Here is a 16,206-nt window from a genome sequence, read left to right on the forward strand (position 1 = left end):
GGTCAGCGCGTGTAGCACTGACTACGTCATCTCGCTGAACTCTCGAGGCAGCTCGCCGGAATCCAGCCCAGCTCACCGGATTCCGCTTCGACCCAGCACCATCCGCTTTCCTCGTCCAGCACCGCGACTGCGTCCCCTGCCGCCACGGTGAGCTCCCACGCGCTGTAAGCGCGTAAACACGTCCCGCGCTCGCCGTCGTGCTCGAGGTACGTTTCCGGTACCCAGCCCTGCTTGCCGGTGTCGGCGATGCACCACAACCACACGTGCCGGTCGTCCCAGACGTCGCGCTTGGTGATCTGCACCCGGTCTCCGGCCCGCAATACCACCGGATCGTCGTACGACCGCGTGTGGGCCTTTATCACGGTGCGGCGCGCGCTTTGACTCACTCGGAATTTCCCTCCTCTACGGCCTTAAGCCGCAGCACTCGGCTGTCGAAGTTGCCGAGCAGCAGCGGAATGCCGCCGTACATCCAGCCCGCGCCGGTGCGCACGCCTTCTCGCAGGTCGAGTGCAGCGCGCAGGTCGGAATCGAATCCATGGCCGCCGGTGTCCGCATGCGGCAGCTCGAGCGTCTCCAGCGTGTACAGCCGATCGGGTTCCAGCCCGCGCGGATACACCGTCAGCGGTACCGCCGGATCGGGGATATGCGTGCGGAAGGCGAAGATCACGGCTTCCGAAGGGAGATGCTGCGTGTCGTAATCTACGAAGTTCAGTGCCGTATAGCCCTCGGGCGTTTGGAGCCTATAGACCCTGCCGTTGTGCACGATGTGTCTGATCTGCTTGTACTGCGCGATGGCCGTGCGCGCCATGTCCTTCTCGGCATCGCCCCACTTTGTGATGTCCGCGCCGATGCCGAAGACCCCGAACATGCTGACGTGCAGCCGGAAGCTCAGCGGCACGATCGGATCGCCCATGTCGGTCACCCACGCTTCCATGGTCGAGGCCGGGAACGCGTGCAGGTAATTGACCTGCATGGGCAGGCGGCGGGTCGGCATGGTGTTGTCGCTGATCCAGATCTGTTCGGCGTACTTGAGGATGCCGTAATCGGCGCGCCCGCCGCCTCCGGAGCACGACTGCCACACGATGTTCGGGTGGCGCCACCCCAACTGCTCCAACACGCGGTACAGCCCCTTGACATACTCGACCCAAATCTCGCGCGGATCGCCCGGGGCATCCGGCCAGCCCGGTTCGCTGACGTTGCGGTTCATGTCCCACTTGATAAACCGGATGTCCGCGCTCTTCAGCAGCGTGTCGAGTTCGGCAATCAGATAATCCTGCACGTCCAGACGCGCGAGGTTGAGGATGTACTGGTCGCGCATTTCGCTCGGTGTACGCGTCGGAAAATGGATGATCCAATCCGGGTGATTGCGATACAGGTCGCTGTCCGGGTTGACCATCTCCGGCTCGATCCACAGGCCGAACGTCATGCCCAGCGCCTTGACGCGCTCGGCCAGTGGCGACAAACCGTCGGGGAACTTGACCGGGTCGGGCGTCCAGTCGCCGAGGCCGGCCTTATCGATCGTCCGCCCCTTGAACCACCCATCGTCCATCACGAACAGCTCGACACCGAGGTCGGCGGCAATCTCGGCATAACGCGTCTGCGACTCAGTGTCGACGTCGAACGTCGAGACCTCCCAACTGTTGAACAACACGGGTTTGGGGTGATCCCAACGCCGATCGCGATCTGGCATGAGGTATTCGCCCGCATGATCATGCAGGCAGTGGCTAGCACCCGTATAGCCCTTGGACGTGTACCCGCCCCACGCGTGCGCCGTTTCAAACGAACGGCCCGAATCAAGCCGATACGCGAAGTCCCAGTCGTTGATTCCGGTCGCGACGCGCGTCGCGTAGAATCCGGTCACCTCGGCGCGGGTGGCCCAGTTGCCAGACCACAAGAGCGTGCCAAACCACACGTCGCCGTGCTCCTCGTCAGCGTCGACATCGAGCGACCACCACGGGTTGTGATGATGGCTGGTGGTGAGCCGGCGGCTTTCCAGCAGCTTGACACCTGGCGTGAGGCGTTCGGACTGCATCTGCCACTCGTCAAGCCACTTGCCGGTCAAGTGGCGCAGACGGTACTGCGGCCCGCGCGGGACGTTCCAGACCGCCGAATACGCCCGTTCGATCACCATCGGCTCGTCGCCCTCGTTGCGAACCTCGACCCATCGTTCGATCAGATCGAAGCCGAAATGTGCCCAGTAATTGATGCTCACCTTTAGCGGGTAGTGGACGTCCCTAAATACGACTTCAAGTAGGCCTTCCTCGCAGTCTGCTGACTCGAACTTCAGCACGGTATCGCGCACGCCATCCGGCTGGGTGATCTTGAGCGCAGGCTCGACGTAATTCGGGCCGGCGTAGGCCGGGTATTCGAGCTGATTCAGCGTACCGCGGTCGCTGAAGCTCGCCCACCGGCCGAGGTCTTGCGCAGGCGGGATGTCCTCGACCCGGTCGAGTCGGCGGCCCCAATAGCGCGTCACGAGCTGGCCGGCGGCGTTCAGGCCGACCGCGTAGGTTGTATTTTCCGTGTGCAGCACCCACGAGTCGGGCTGTTGATCGGTCGGCATCGCGCTATCCTTTACGGTCGTTCTCGCCGGCCGGATTCTAGCAACGGTGGCGATTGAGAGCTATTGCACAAATCAGCACACAACGGCCAGTTCTGAATTACAATCTGCATTACGTCTACTTGCGCAGTTCGAACGGGCAACCATGACCGATTTGTACGGCATCGTCTACATATTCACCCTTGCCGGGGCGATCTTCTCTGCTTTGGTCGCGTGGTTCGCGTGGCCCTATCGCCGGGACCTGACGACGATTCGCACCTATTCAGTTCTCATGGCGCTTGTGAGCGCCACTTGTATCCTGTATTGCATCCTGTGGACGACGCCTTCCGACGGCGTGGCATGGGCTGCAGCGCACCTGCGCTTTACCACCCAAGCCATAATGCCGGTCGTCTTCCTCATCTCGGTCATGCAATTCGACCGCGGAAAATGGATGCTCAGCCCGTGGCATGCTGCCGGAATCTTTGCGGTACCCCTGATTGTTATTGCATCGGTATGGAGCAACGAATATCACCAGTTGTTCGCTCAATCGTGGCGATTGCTCGGCATCGGAATGCTGCGCTACGATCAGGTCGTGCACGGCCCGGGCTGGCACCTTCACACGTTGTACAGCTATACAATGATCGGTGCTGCACTGCTGATCGGCCTGCGCGGCTCGCTTCGCCAAAATGAACCGCACGCCGTCGAATACCTCTTGATTGTCCTGACGGTTCTGACCATCGTGATCGTCAACCTGCCGGTGGGCATATTGCTCCTCAACACGTGGACCACCAACCTGCTGGCGATCAGTCTCGTGGCGGCAGGCACAGTCTACGGATATGCCCTGCACCGCTATCGCCGATCCGGTTTCGTGCCGATCGCGCTTGAATACGTGTATAACACCATGCGCGATCCGGTTCTCGTGCTCAATGCCGACCGGCGGGTCGTTTCGGCCAATCCGGCGGCTTTGCATTTGTTTGGCCCGGCGACGAGTGCGGTCAAGGGCTATCAGCTCGAAGCCGCGTGCGCTAGACTTGTCGAAAGTGCCGAGGCCGTACCGGGTCGCGATGTCGAAGTGACCTTCCAGATCAATGGTCAGCCGATGACCTTCGACATTCAGGTTCAGCCCATCACCGACGCCGGATCGCGACCCGCGGTGCTGGTGGTCATGCGTGACATCACCCAACGCATCGTCGCCGTGCGCCAATCGTTCGAGCTGAGCTTGGAAACCGAGAAGGTGCGGTTGTTGGAGCGTTTCATCTCCGACACCAGTCACGACCTGCGCACGCCCCTCACCATCATGCAGACTGCCGCCTACCTCGCGCAGCGGGCCGATGACCCTGCCAAGCGTGCCGCAAGGCTTGAGGAGATCGTGTCGCAGATCGGCCGCATTACCCGCATTATCGACACGCTGCATCTGATGACCCGCCTCGACACGCTTGGAGCCGCGGCTGTCTCCGCCGTTCCGCTGAAGCAAACCGTCGTTCCGCTGACGAGCGAACTAGAAGACCTGATACGTGCGCGCGGTCATACGCTCGTAACTGAATGTTCGGATGCCACCGTCCGCGGCGATCCCGAGCTGCTACGAATCGCTCTGCACCACCTGATCGGAAACGCGGCGCTGTATACACCGCCGGGCGGACGTATTGAGATTCGATGTCTGCCAACCGACGATCATGCCGTCATCACCGTGACCGACAACGGCGTCGGAATCGCTGCGGACAACCTGCGCCTCGTCTTCGAACGGCTCGCCAAGGGTGATGCCGCGCGATCATCTCTTGGCGCTGGCCTCGGTCTCAGTATCGTACGCAAGGTCGCCGAGCTGCACGGAGGTACGATCGACGTCTTCAGTACGCCGGGGGCAGGCAGCACGTTCACCCTTAAGCTGCCGTTGTACCACTCACCTGCCGGCGCCGTGTCAAGCGGGTCGAGACTCATGTAGAGCGCCATACCGCTGTAACCGGATACGCGACGCCGCGCAAACCTACACACACCATAGGTCAGCAGCGGCTTACAATACCGGTAACGAATTGTGCGCAGCCCGCAGCGGCTCATGACTGACCTGTACGGTATCGTTTACATCTTCACCCTTGCCGGGGTGCTCTTCAGCGCCGGGCTGGCGTATTTTGGTTGGCGCCAACGCCACGACGCGCCGGTGATGTACACCTATGCCGTGCTGTCGGCGGGTGCCGCGCTGGCCAGCCTGATGTACTGCATCGTCTGGACGACGCCATCGCCCGAGCTCGCATATATCGCCGCGCGGATCCGCTTCACGAGCCACGCGTTCATCGCCGTGCTGTTCCTCATGATCGTGCTGCAGATCGAGGGCGTGTCGGTCAGCAAACACCGCTGGTGGTTTGGCGTGCTTGTGGTCGTGCCGATCATCGCAATGACCGCCTTGTGGACGAACGACAGCCACCTTTTGTTTTTCCGGTCGTGGGAACGACTGCCGGTCGGCTCATTGATGATCGAAATCATTGAGCATGGCCCGGCTTGGCACCTGCACACCGGCTACAGCTACCTGATGATCCTGTTGGTGCTCATCCTCTGCGTACGCGGGCTGCTGCGCAAGGGTCAAACGCGTACCACCGAATACATGCTGATGCTGGTCACGATGCTGACTCTAGTCGTGTTCAACATCCCCGGCGGCGTGCTGCAGGGCGATCAGCGCGTCCCGATTCTGGTGCCGGTCAGCTTCGTCGTCGCCGATGGGATCGTCGGCTATGCGCTCTATCGGCACATTGTGTCCAGCCTCGTGCCGATGGCGCTGGACGCGGCGTTCAACAGCATGGAAGACCCGATGCTGGTGATCAACCAGGACGAACGGGTTACCGCCGCCAATCCGGCGGCACATCGCCTCGCGGGCGTGGAGCGCGGCAAGCTGATTGGCGCCAAGCTGTGCGAAGTCCCGGGTAATGTGTTCGCTCAACTTGTGCAGCGCAGCGAATCGACGTTCGAAGTCGAAATCCCACGGGCCGGGCATCCCGCGACCTATGACGTGCGCATCTCGCCCATCGAGGTTTCCGGCAGGCCACGCGGTACGCTGATGGTCCTACGCGATATCACCCAGCGCGCGGTCGCCAACAAGCGCAGCATGGAACTGCGACTGGAGCAGGAAAAGGTCCGAATGCTGGAGCGCTTCATCGGCGACACCAGCCACGATCTGCGCACGCCGCTAACGATCATGGACACCGCGCTCTATATCGCAGAACGTACCAGCGACCCGGTCAAGCGCAGCCAGAAGCTCGCCGAGGTCAGCGTGCAAATCCACCGCGTCAGCCGAATCATCGAGTCGCTGCAGTTCATGACGCGACTCGACTCGCTGCAGACGATGCGCATATCCAGCATCTCGCTGCAGAGCGCAGTCCAACCGCTCCCTGACGAGCTTGACGAATTGATTCAGGTGCGCGGACACACACTGATCGTGGACTGTGATGACGCGTACATCAAAGCCGATCTCGAGCTGCTGCGCAGCGCGGTCCACCGGCTGATCGAGAACGCCGCGCAGTACACGCCCAACGGCGGGACGATTCGGGTAGAAGCGGGAGTCGTCGGCGAATCGGCCGTCATTGCCGTATCCGACAATGGGACCGGCATCTCCGCAGACAAAATGCCGCACATCTTCGACCGGTTCACAAAGGCGTCGCCGGCACGTACGTCGACGGGCGCTGGTCTCGGCCTCGCCATCGTCCGTAAGATCGCCGAACTGCACTGCGGATTGGTCGACGTGTCGAGCGAAATTGGCAAAGGCAGCACGTTCCTGCTGTTGCTGCCTGCACGGCTGTCAACGACAACCTTGACCGGTAGCGCACTGCTCAATGCCTGAGAGTTCGCCCGCTCTACTCGCTCGACTGTGGCCAGCTCGCACGTCCCTGCGGTCGCGTTTGGCGGCGCTCGCCGGCATCGGCACCGTGCTTGTCGGCGCGCTAGTGGCCGTGATCACCGGGCAGGTCGCCCGTGCGCAGCTGACCGCCACCGTTGGCACCGCGCTGGTCTCGACCGCGCAGCAAATCGCCGACCTGCTCGACCGTGAAATGTACGAGCGCTGGCGCGATGTCGAATTCACGGCGGGGCTTCGGCGTATGAACGATCCGAAGTCGTCAGTAGAGGATCGTCGGGATCTGCTAAACGAGCTCAAGGGTACGTATCGCTACTACTCGTGGATCGGGTTCACAGACACGACTGGGACGATCATCGCCGGCTCGGATGGACTTCTGGAGGGCGAGTCGGTCGCGGCGCGTCCGTGGTTCATCGGCGGTCTGACAGGTATGTTCGTGGGCGACGTACGCGATGCAGTCCTGTTGGCGCGCGTTCTCGAAGTCGATCCGAACACGCCACTGCGGTTTGTCGACTTCGCCGTGCCGGTCAAAGCGCCGGATGGCACGCTGTTGGGCGTACTGGGCGCGCACTTGAGCTGGGAATGGGCGCGTGACCTGACGTCGTCGTTCCGGGTAGACAACGGCAGTGACAGCGTGCTGCGCGATCTCGATGTGATGATCGTCAATCGGGACGGCCGCTTGCTGATGAGTTTGGATGACGTGGGCGCGGGTGCCGTAGAGACCCTGCCGGTCGTGGATCCCGAACTATATGCGCCGCGACTCGCCAACGACAATCCGACCTATTGGCTGTCTGAGTGGCCGGATGGAGTCCGCTATGCGGTCGCCGCGGTCAGCGACACCGGATATGAGGCGTATCCTGGGCTTGGCTGGACGGTCGTAGTGCGACAGACCGAATCGATTGCGCTGGCGCCAGCCTCGCTCATTCAGGCGCCCATTTTGCTTGTCGGGCTCGCCGCGGGCGTCGTCGTCGCAGCGCTGGTGTGGGTCGCGACAGGCCGACTAATGCGGTCGCTCTTACAAGTCGTACAGGCTGCGGAGCTCGCCGCTTCCGGCGTAAACCTGACCGATCTGCCGGTACACTCGCGGCTCGCTGAAGTGAGCCAGCTCAGCAGCGCCCTGACGCACATGATGCATGAGCTTGAGGGTCGCAAGCATGCAAGCAGCCACGACTTCCTGACCGGTCTCGCCAATCGTGCCGCGTTCGAAAGTGCGCTTCAGGAAACGCTCACCCGCGGCGTTCAGGTACAGATCGCCGTGGCAATCGTTGACCTAGACTCCTTCAAACCTGTCAACGACAAGTTCGGCCATGCGGCCGGCGACGCCGTGCTGCGTGTCCTCGCGCGCCGCTTTGCCGACGCCGTCCGCGGGCACGGCCTGCTCGCCCGGCTAGGGTGGCGACGAGTTCGCCGTGATGCTCGCGCCAATCGAGTCACAAGAGGCTGCTCTCGGCACGATTCAAACCCTGATTGACGCCGCGGGCGACGAGATCGAGGAGCTTTCGGTCGTCGTAGGGGCAAGCGCTGGAGTGAGCTACAGCCCCGACCACGGAATCACTGTGGCAGAGCTGCTGGCAGCAGCGGATCGCGCGTTGTATGCCGCCAAACGTGCGGGGCGCGGGCGCGCGCGCGTGGCCGATTAACTCCAGCCGGTCTGCAAGTTCTGCCGGGGCGCGTCTGATACCGCGCTCGGGTTGAATCAAGAATACCAGTTCAAACGTACTGCCTTGCGGGGATGAACGGACGTCGACCGTCCCGCCGTGGGTCTCGACGATCTTCTTGACCATCGCGAGGCCCAAACCCGTACCGCCCCGCTGCGCGCTTTGTCGGCCTTATAAGCGATCGAAGATGTGCGGAATATCCTCGGGCGCGATTCCGGACCCAAAGTCGGTTACGCTGACAGAGACGTGCGAAGGCGCTGCGTGGGTGCGATCTCGATTGGTTTGTCGGCCGGAGAAAAGAGGTAGGCGTTCTGGATGACGTGACGGCAGGCTTGTGTCAGCAGGTGTTGATCACCCACGATTGGCGGCAGGGACGGGGCCAGGTCAAGCTGTGGAGGGACACGCAATCCGATCGCACCGACGACGGCTAACGCATCACGAACCACGCCGTTGAGGTCGACCTCGGTCAGCGCGTGCATCGGCCCGGCGTCCAACGACGCGAGAGTCTGCAGATCGTCGACGAGCTTCGTCAAGTGCACAATCTGCTGTTCGATCTCGGACAGCCGCCCCTTACGGATGGCCGGATCATCCGCCCGGGACATGACATAGGCCGCACTGCTGATCACGGTCAGCGGCGTGCGCAGTTCGTGACTGCTGTTGGCGATGAATTCGGCGTTGACGCGCATGCGTTCGCGTTCAAGACGCAGTTCGAACGCCCGCTTTTCGGCCTCGCGCCAGTCTGTAATGTCGTGAAGCACGCCGACATGTGTAGCAACCCGTCCCGATGCATCACGGCTGAACACCCGATCGGCCGAGCGAATCGTCCTCCACTTCCCGTCCGCAGCACGCATCCGGAACTCGAGCTCGAGCACCTCGTCGTCGCCTCAGACGCGACAAGCCGCGCGAAGTGAGCCTGCTTGCGTTCGAGATCCGCCGGATGGACAAGATGGTCGAAAGGATCGGGATCGTAAGCGTCCCACCGATTCTTTGGGTAGCCGAGCAGTTCACGCACATCGACGTTCTGATAGATCGTCCGGCGCGTGCCGGTGTCGAGCAGATAAATCATCTCCGGCGCCGCATATGTCACCTGCTCGAGGAGCCTTGTCTGCTGCTCGCGCTCGGCATACGCTTTTTTGAGTTCGGTGTGTTCCGTCACCGTACCGACGATCTGCGCGAGCGTGCCGCCTTCCATACGAAACGGGACGATCTCGGTCTGATACCAGCGCAGATTTCCTTGTGCGTCGCGCGAACGCGCTTCGAACGACGCGTGTTCGTCACCTGGACAAGCCGCGCCAGTGCGTCGAAGACTTTCCAGCGATCGTCTTCCATCACGAAGTCAAACGTTTGGGAAGAATTGACCTCGTTCCACGTCTGTTCGTCAAAGCCGAAGAACGACCACATCGACTGGCTCGAAAAAGCGAGCTCATCTTTGAGTACGTCGTAAACGAATACGAAGCCGGGCGTCGTGCGCAGTACGGACTCGAACATGGATTTCTGTTCGCGCAGCGCCGCTTCCGAGCGCGAAACTTGCTCAACTTGAGCGGCCAACGACTCGGTCTGCCCCTCCACGCGATCCAGCAGCGGATAGTGAACGAACACCGCGTAGCCGCCGATGGCGACCACAATAACGACAATACGCGCGATGTTGATGACCTGCTGCAGGCCCGATACTTGCGAGAATTCGGCGCGCTGACTCCGAGCATAGGCGATGAGATCGGCAGTGAGTCCCGGCGTCTGCGCCTGAAGCAGGAGGACGTCGGGATTTTCGGCATCGACCTCGCCAATCGGCAACGCGCTCAACCGTTCAATGGCCGCAACGACGGCCTCGATGCGCGGACGCGCCTGCAAGTCTTCGAGCTGGAACATCTCGCGGAAGTCGCTCGTATCGGGGAGGATGTCGACCAGCGAGGTGACTTCGCCGATCTGATCTGCCTCGCGCTGCATCACCGCAAGCAAGCTGGCAGTCTCCCTCTCCCCGGCATCAATCAAGCGGTCCGCCATAAAGGCGATATCGTCAAGCGGGGTAATGATCTCGTTGAGGTGGCCGAACAGCTCCGCAGAGTCGGTCTCGGTGGAGCGAATCCAATTGAACATCAGTTCGCTGCTGATCACCAGAATGGCGATCAGTACGACAAAGACGAGGGTGGCGCGGCGCGTTGGAAGCGTTAGCGTACGATTCATCAGGTCCCGAGCACCCGTCGTCGCGGATGCTACTCAACAGCATACACATTGTAGCGCAACGTTACTTGCACAAGTTTTGTGAATTGCGTCCGGACCCATGCGCGCTGCGACAACATGACAGAAGTCATCGGGATCGCACGATTTTCTATAGATTCATGTAGATCTTTGGACATTTACCGATATAATGTTCGAGTCGTCACCCATCGAGTTAACGCGTATGACGGTCTCACGGTCGAAAGTCGGCGTCGTAGTCGGGCAGCTTGGCACCCCGACCGCACCGACTCCGCATGCCTTGCGCCCGTACCTGCGGCAGTTTCTATCCGACATGCGGGTCATCGATTATCACCCGTTGGCGTGGCAGCCCGTACTGCACGGGATCATCCTGCGCACCCGCCCACGCCGGTCGGCGAAGCTGTACGCGCGTATCTGGACCGATGAAGGGTCGCCGCTGCTGGTCTATTCACGCCAGCAGGTCGAACTGCTGCAAGCGCGGCTGGGCGACGCGTTCGAGGTCGTCCTAGGCATGCGTTACGGCCAACCCGGCCTGATCGATGCGATCCGTGGGCTGGAGGCGCGCGGGATCGACCGCATCGTCGTGCTGCCGATGTACCCGCAGTACAGCTCGACCACCACAGCGTCGATCTACGACGGCGCATATCAAGGCGCGGCCGGCCGCCGGTGCCCGCTGTTCAACGAGCGCAAGCGTTTCGTGCCAACCTTGCGCTTTGTCGAGCCTTACTTCGACCACCCCGGCTACATCGAGTCGATGTGCCGCCATCTCACCGCACAAATCGATTCCATGGACGCGCCGCCGGACGTCACCATTCTCACGTTCCACGGGATCCCGAACCGTTACATTCAGACCGGAGACCCGTACCGAGCGCAGTGCGATTCGACCGCCCGCCTGCTTGCCGAGGCCATGGGCTGGGACGAGTCCCAGTGGCGCGTGAGTTTCCAGTCGCGGTTCGGGCCGGAGAAGTGGCTTGAGCCGTACACCGACGGCACGATTGAACAGCTCGCCCACGAAAAGGCTGGGCGGGTGCTGGTGTTCTCGCCGGGGTTCACCACCGACTGCCTCGAAACGCTGGACGAACTCGGCAACGAGGGGCGCGAGGCATTTGTCGAGGCCGGCGGCAGCGAGCACGACTTCACGCTCGCTCCATGCTTGAACGCCAACCCCGACTGGATCGACGTCCTCGCCGGCCTCGTCCGGCAAAATGCGGCGGGTTGGACAGACGCCGCCAGCACGCACGAATTTCACCACGCAGTTGAAGGAGCGACCCTACCGTGAACGACACAACCCCGCACTCGACCTTGTTCAAGCCGCTTTCCGCCCCGGTTCGATACGCGTTAATCGCGTTCGGCTTCGTGTTCGTGGCCGTCGGGCTGATTGGCACGGTCGTGCCCGGCCTGCCGTCCACGATCTTCTTCATCCTCGCGGCGCTGTGTTTCGGGCGGGCGTCGGAGCGGTGGTACCAGTGGCTCGTGACGCGCCCGTTCGTCGGCAAGCACTTCCACACGTTCATGCAAGGCAAAGGCCTCACCGCACGCGCCAAGACCATCGCCATCGCGGCGTGCTGGATCATGCTGCTCGCGCTGGCGCTCACGGTCGTGATCAGCGCCGGGGGACGGGCTGCGCTGGCGGTGACGGCGCTCATTCAGGCGTTCGTCGTGCTGCGCGTGCCGACCTATGTCGAGCCTGAGCCCTCGCTCGCCTCAGGCGATTAGACCGGATTACTGTTAGGACCGGCGCGGAAGCCTGTCAGGTTCCGGTTAGCGACTGGCTGTCGTTCTATACTCGTGCGGATGTGTCCGGCCCTACCGGGAGGCCCGCCGATGTTCCGCGCCCTGACCCTGATTGTCTGTATCGCACTGCTGGCAGCGACCGGCGCTGCTGCACAGGATAGCCCGTACCTGACCGGCACCTTGACGACCGTGGACGTCGGCGGCGTCGAGCGTCAGTACGTGCTGTTCGCGCCGGATGACCTGCCCGCCGATGCGCCCCTTGTCGTCGTATTGCACGGCCGATTCCAGTCGGCTCGGTCGATCGAGGCGTTCACGCACCTAAATGCCGCCGCGCAAGAAAACGGCTGGATCGTCGCGTACCCGAACGCCGTCAACGGCAGTTGGGAGGACGGCGGGCGCGAGTCCGGCCTGCCGCGCACTGGCGATCCGGTCGATGACGTCGGGTTCTTCGACGCGGTCGTCGCCGACGTGACCGCTACCCACAGCACCGGTTCGATCAACGCGGCAGCCTTCGACACCGGCGGCACCCTGCTCCAGCGCATCCTGTGCGAAGCTGAGACCGAACTCGACACGGCGATGCTGGTCGCGTCGGTGGTGTGGTCGCACACGCTGGAACGCTGCGCCGAGGCGCGGATCGATACGCGCATGCTGCTCGTGTTCGGCGCGCTCGACTCGATTTACGAGCCGCTGGGCACGACCTTCGACACCCTGCCCCGCCCGGACGGCACGCCCAACCGCCGCGGCGGCTTTGACGAGACGGCCAAGTTCTGGGCGTCACGCGCGGGCTGCGACCCGGACTCGACGCAGACCGGTCAGTCGGTCGTGTTCGAAGGCTGCCCGATCGACGGCCAAGTGACGGCGATGCTGCTGCCGAGCGCCGGGCACGAATGGCCGCGCTCCGGCGACTACGCGATCACCGGCGGGTTCAACCCACTGCACGACGGCGTAACCTTGCTCGGTGAACTGCTGGCGGGCCGCCTGCCGGTCGATCCGGTCGATCCGCCCGACGTGCTCGTGCCGCCGCGCACATTCATCGCCTACGTGCCGACAGCCTACACCGCCGACGCGCCGCTGCCCGTGGTCGTCGCGCTGCACGGCCGGCCCGACACCGGTGCCGGATTCGCCGCCATCACCGCCATGACGCCGATTGCCGAAGAAGAAGGCTTCATCGCCGTGTTCCCCGACGGCGTCGACAACCAGTGGAACTACCTCGAAGGCGTGACGGGCGAAACGCCGTACAACTATGTGAGCGACGTGCGCTTCCTCGACCGGCTGATCGACGACCTCGCCGTCGACCTCAACATCGACGCGGCACGCGTGTACCTGACCGGCTTCAGCAACGGCGGATTCATGACCTACCGGATGGCCTGCGAGCCAACCGTCAACCGCTTTGCCGCGTTCGCCGTGGCCGGCGCGCTGATGTACCCCGAGTTTCAACCGCCGTGCCTTGTCAGTCCGCCGCGCCCGATGCTGATCGAGCACGGCACCGAGGACATCAGCATTTCGTGGGACGGCATCACGCACATGCCCGCCCCCCGGCCACCTCGCCGTGACGCTTAACGTGCTGCAATCGGTGAGCTTCTGGGCCTCGCGCAACGGGTGCGATCCGACCCTGACCGAGCGATTCGAGTATCCGCGGGCGGACGAGCTGACGGCCGTCATCCGCTTCGACTTCGTGGAGTGCGCGGGCGCGCCGGTGACGTTCTACGCCGTGATGGGTGGTGGGCACGGTTGGCCGGGCGTGGATGTCGTGCCGGAGCGCATCGCCGGGAACAACACGCACGACATCCACCTCACCCACGAAATCTGGGACTTCTTCAAGGATCAGCGCTTGGTGGAGAGTGGTCAGTAGGCAGGAGTCAGGTGTAAGTACCCGACCTCACCCCGCGTCGCTGCGCCCTCTCGAACGAACCTCACCCCAAACCCCTTTCCGCCTCGGAGAGGGGCTTTCAAATCCGGCGTGTGTTTCTCCCCTCTCCTCGGGAGAGGGGCCGGGGGTGAGGTCTGTTCTGGCCGGGGGTGTCGTTACGCTTGGCGCACCGACCGCCTACTCGTAGGGACGCGATATATCGCGTCCGGTGGCGGCGGGCCGATCGCGTTCGCGGACGCCATGTATGGCGTCCCTACCACACCGTGCTTATTCCGCTGCTGAGATCACTCCGCCACGCTGCGCTCCGCTATCCCTCGCCCTGAGGGGGACGGGCGTTCGTGTCCGGCGCGAGTCGTTCTCCCCTCTCCAGTTGGAGAGAGGTCGGGGGTGAGGTCTGCTTTGGGCGACGTACTTACCATTTCTACGGCGTCGACGTCGCTGTAGCCACCATGCACGGCCAGGTCCCATACGTCGGACAGTCCTGAACGAGTGGCTCGCCCGGGGGATCCTCGGCCCAACTGTACCCATGTCCCGGGTACGCAAGGTTGAAAAACGAAATGGCGTCATTGCTACCGGCCAGCCGATCCACATAGAACGCAAGACCCAATTCCGGGTACGCGATCACGATAAGATCTGGAGTCGCCGCTTTCGCGGTGTCATGTATCGTTGCGACTGGCGGTGAACCGAATACTTCAACGACGACGTCTACGGTTGTATCGAGGCGGCCATTCAATTGGTCGACCATGCCTGACACGATGTGTACGTCGATCGCTGAATCTGAGAATAGGAGTGGCAAGTCAGGGGCGTACCACTGAATCTGACCAGGCAGAACATAGTACTGGATACTCGCGCTTACGAGAGAATCGACTAACTCCTGCTCGGTCGTGACATTCGGCTGGATGCCGAGAAAACAGTTTCGCTGACAGTCCGGCCCGCTGAACAGGTTCAGCAGCGCCTGCCCTTCGGTTGAGAGCGACTGTTCGTCCATGTCGGCAGATGTAGAAACGGCGGTCGGCGTCGCCGTCGGCGCGATACATGGGGCCACATCGTATGTTGCGCACTCTTGGGTCACTGGTGTGCCGGGGGGATGACTTGGCATACCGACTCGGTTCTCAGGCTCAGTCAGAAACAAATAACTAGCTCTTTGGGTGTTCTGTGTTGCGTCTACAAAAAACAGTAGGCCCAAGTCTGGATACCCAACTAAGTACATGGGGAATTGATACGTTACGACCTCTGGCGCACCGAAAACCTGCAGGATTGCGCTCACGCGGACACCTATCGGAGCGGCAACTTGAATCACGGTGCGTTGATCATCTTCTCCGACGGTAATAGTAAATCCGAATGGATCGACTCCATCGTTGACCCCCGCGATCAGCTCAGGTTCCCAGTAAATCACGCCATACTCAAAGTGGTATGCTGTGTTGCTCTGTTCGAGGGATGACACAATCTCCGTCGCGGTAGTAACCCCGGGCTCGAGTCCCATATAGCACAGTGGCGAACATTCGCCTGCGAATAGACTGTTGAGGATTTTCACTTCAGATTGCGAATCGAAAGCCGATTGCCCGCCGCCGCCAGTGGGTGTTGGCGTCGTCACGGGCGTGGATGGCACGGTCGGCTGGGCTTTTGACAGGCCGAGCAGCACAATGCCGAACAAGGTAACTAACAGGCATCTAGACAAGAGGTTCATTGAACATGTCACCGATCCAATCCGACAACAGCCCGTTCAATGGACGCTGGCGTGGAGATGATGCGGGTCAATCACCCGAAGCGTAACGCCGGATAACCATACCCGGCCAGTACCGTTGGCATGGCGTCGGGATGCCGGTAGTCAGGAGTTGCCGCGCGTGGTCTGTGTCGCAATAACCCCTTCCGTCCGTCGCCTCACGCCGGCGCGCCGCGGAACCGGCCCGCCCTTGACGCCAGCGCGATCGCCGCGACCGCCAAGACCATCAGCAGCGTATACGCGCTCTGCATGCCGAACGCGTCGGACAGGCCGCCGAAGACCTGTACCGTGCTGATCACGGACAGCGACGCGATCATCCCGAAGCGCGCGCTGGCCCGGTTCGCCGCCGGCCCCGCCACCTGCATCCCGCTCGAGACGCTCAACGGGCCGAGGTTGCCAACTCCCAGCCCCATCAGGAACAATCCGGCGATGTTCAGCGCGGGGTGTGTGCCCAGCCAGTACAGCGGAAACGTCATCAGCACCCATACGAAGGCCAGCAGCAGCACGCGCGAGTCGGGCATGACATCCAGCAAGCCGCCCGATGATGCGGCCGAGCGATCGCCACCGCGAACACGCGCGCTCATCACCGACGCCGACGTGCTCCGGGTCGAGCTTCACGACCGTCGAGAAATACGTCGCGCCCAAGCCGGAGAT

The 16,206-nt window shown here is 62.4% G+C and carries 14 protein-coding genes and 1 pseudogene; 8 read left to right on the forward strand and 7 right to left on the reverse strand.

Annotation, left to right across the window (positions count from 1 at the left end):
* Positions 1–26 precede the first annotated feature (26 nt).
* Together IPM16_11860 and IPM16_11865 are read right to left on the reverse strand one after the other, a co-directional pair.
* Positions 27–386, reverse strand: a complete 360-nt coding sequence (locus IPM16_11860) for a hypothetical protein (protein MBK9123799.1) — start codon at positions 384–386, stop codon at positions 27–29.
* Complete coding sequence (locus IPM16_11865) at positions 383–2,563, reverse strand: alpha-galactosidase (protein ID MBK9123800.1); 2,181 nt, start codon at positions 2,561–2,563, stop codon at positions 383–385. The genes IPM16_11860 and IPM16_11865 overlap by 4 nt, the downstream gene beginning before the upstream one ends.
* Before the next feature lie 142 nt (positions 2,564–2,705).
* On the opposite strand from IPM16_11865, the gene IPM16_11870 reads away from it, so the two are divergent.
* The 4 genes from IPM16_11870 (at position 2,706) to IPM16_11885 (ending at position 8,014) form a co-directional block, all read left to right on the forward strand.
* Positions 2,706–4,478 carry a PAS domain-containing protein gene (locus IPM16_11870; GenBank protein ID MBK9123801.1) on the forward strand — a complete coding sequence of 591 codons (1,773 nt, stop codon included), beginning with the start codon at positions 2,706–2,708 and terminating at the stop codon, positions 4,476–4,478.
* A gap of 111 nt (positions 4,479–4,589) precedes the next feature.
* Entirely contained in the window at positions 4,590–6,362 is a 1,773-nt protein-coding gene (locus tag IPM16_11875; GenBank protein MBK9123802.1) for a PAS domain-containing protein, read from the forward strand.
* 58 nt (positions 6,363–6,420) lie between these two features.
* Positions 6,421–7,845 carry a GGDEF domain-containing protein gene (locus IPM16_11880; protein MBK9123803.1) on the forward strand — a complete coding sequence of 475 codons (1,425 nt, stop codon included), beginning with the start codon at positions 6,421–6,423 and terminating at the stop codon, positions 7,843–7,845.
* Positions 7,787–8,014, forward strand: a complete 228-nt coding sequence (locus IPM16_11885) for a diguanylate cyclase (GenBank protein ID MBK9123804.1) — start codon at positions 7,787–7,789, stop codon at positions 8,012–8,014. Before IPM16_11880 ends, IPM16_11885 begins: the two co-directional genes overlap by 59 nt.
* 42 nt (positions 8,015–8,056) lie before the next feature.
* On the opposite strand, the pseudogene IPM16_11890 reads toward IPM16_11885, so the two are convergent.
* The 3 genes and pseudogenes from IPM16_11890 to IPM16_11900 all read right to left on the reverse strand — a co-directional run bounded on the left by IPM16_11890 (position 8,057) and on the right by IPM16_11900 (position 10,213).
* Positions 8,057–8,158: pseudogene (locus IPM16_11890) on the reverse strand (HAMP domain-containing histidine kinase).
* A 104-nt stretch (positions 8,159–8,262) separates the two neighbouring features.
* Complete coding sequence (locus IPM16_11895) at positions 8,263–8,904, reverse strand: hypothetical protein (protein ID MBK9123805.1); 642 nt, start codon at positions 8,902–8,904, stop codon at positions 8,263–8,265.
* A gap of 280 nt (positions 8,905–9,184) precedes the next feature.
* The gene (locus tag IPM16_11900; GenBank protein ID MBK9123806.1) at positions 9,185–10,213 is read right to left on the reverse strand and encodes a hypothetical protein; all 1,029 of its coding nucleotides are present in this window, start codon (positions 10,211–10,213) and stop codon (positions 9,185–9,187) included.
* A 217-nt stretch (positions 10,214–10,430) separates the two neighbouring features.
* Here IPM16_11900 and hemH point away from each other — a divergent pair, with 217 nt between their 5' ends.
* From hemH to IPM16_11920, 4 genes are all read left to right on the forward strand, one after another.
* Positions 10,431–11,504 (forward strand): ferrochelatase, encoded by a 1,074-nt coding sequence (hemH, locus tag IPM16_11905; GenBank protein MBK9123807.1) that lies wholly within the window; start codon positions 10,431–10,433, stop codon positions 11,502–11,504.
* The gene (locus IPM16_11910) at positions 11,501–11,941 is read left to right on the forward strand and encodes a YbaN family protein (GenBank protein ID MBK9123808.1); all 441 of its coding nucleotides are present in this window, start codon (positions 11,501–11,503) and stop codon (positions 11,939–11,941) included. The genes hemH and IPM16_11910 overlap by 4 nt, the downstream gene beginning before the upstream one ends.
* A 108-nt stretch (positions 11,942–12,049) precedes the next feature.
* A complete protein-coding gene (locus tag IPM16_11915; GenBank protein ID MBK9123809.1) occupies positions 12,050–13,519 on the forward strand; it encodes a hypothetical protein in 1,470 nt (489 codons plus the stop codon).
* Positions 13,509–13,811, forward strand: a complete 303-nt coding sequence (locus IPM16_11920) for a hypothetical protein (GenBank protein ID MBK9123810.1) — start codon at positions 13,509–13,511, stop codon at positions 13,809–13,811. The genes IPM16_11915 and IPM16_11920 overlap by 11 nt, the downstream gene beginning before the upstream one ends.
* Before the next feature lie 439 nt (positions 13,812–14,250).
* Here the strand turns inward: IPM16_11920 and IPM16_11925 are convergent, their stop codons facing one another.
* Positions 14,251–15,516 (reverse strand): hypothetical protein, encoded by a 1,266-nt coding sequence (locus IPM16_11925; protein ID MBK9123811.1) that lies wholly within the window; start codon positions 15,514–15,516, stop codon positions 14,251–14,253.
* Between the two features lie 194 nt (positions 15,517–15,710).
* Positions 15,711–16,136: a hypothetical protein gene (locus IPM16_11930; protein MBK9123812.1), complete on the reverse strand. Its 426-nt coding sequence runs from the start codon at positions 16,134–16,136 to the stop codon at positions 15,711–15,713.
* Between the last annotated feature and the right edge of the window lie 70 nt (positions 16,137–16,206).

Origin of the sequence: Candidatus Flexicrinis affinis, assembly GCA_016716525.1 — a bacterium.
Classification (GTDB): domain Bacteria; phylum Chloroflexota; class Anaerolineae; order Aggregatilineales; family Phototrophicaceae; genus Flexicrinis; species Flexicrinis affinis.

Coding starts and splice junctions, on each gene's coding strand:
- IPM16_11865 (MBK9123800.1), bottom strand. CDS start 2,563: ATGCCGACCGATCAACAGCCCGACTCGTGGGTGCTGCACACGGAAAAT.
- IPM16_11870 (MBK9123801.1), top strand. CDS start 2,706: ATGACCGATTTGTACGGCATCGTCTACATATTCACCCTTGCCGGGGCG.
- IPM16_11875 (MBK9123802.1), top strand. CDS start 4,590: ATGACTGACCTGTACGGTATCGTTTACATCTTCACCCTTGCCGGGGTG.
- IPM16_11885 (MBK9123804.1), top strand. CDS start 7,787: ATGCTCGCGCCAATCGAGTCACAAGAGGCTGCTCTCGGCACGATTCAA.
- IPM16_11900 (MBK9123806.1), bottom strand. CDS start 10,213: ATGAATCGTACGCTAACGCTTCCAACGCGCCGCGCCACCCTCGTCTTT.
- hemH (MBK9123807.1), top strand. CDS start 10,431: ATGACGGTCTCACGGTCGAAAGTCGGCGTCGTAGTCGGGCAGCTTGGC.
- IPM16_11915 (MBK9123809.1), top strand. CDS start 12,050: ATGTTCCGCGCCCTGACCCTGATTGTCTGTATCGCACTGCTGGCAGCG.
- IPM16_11925 (MBK9123811.1), bottom strand. CDS start 15,516: ATGAACCTCTTGTCTAGATGCCTGTTAGTTACCTTGTTCGGCATTGTG.
- IPM16_11930 (MBK9123812.1), bottom strand. CDS start 16,136: ATGAGCGCGCGTGTTCGCGGTGGCGATCGCTCGGCCGCATCATCGGGC.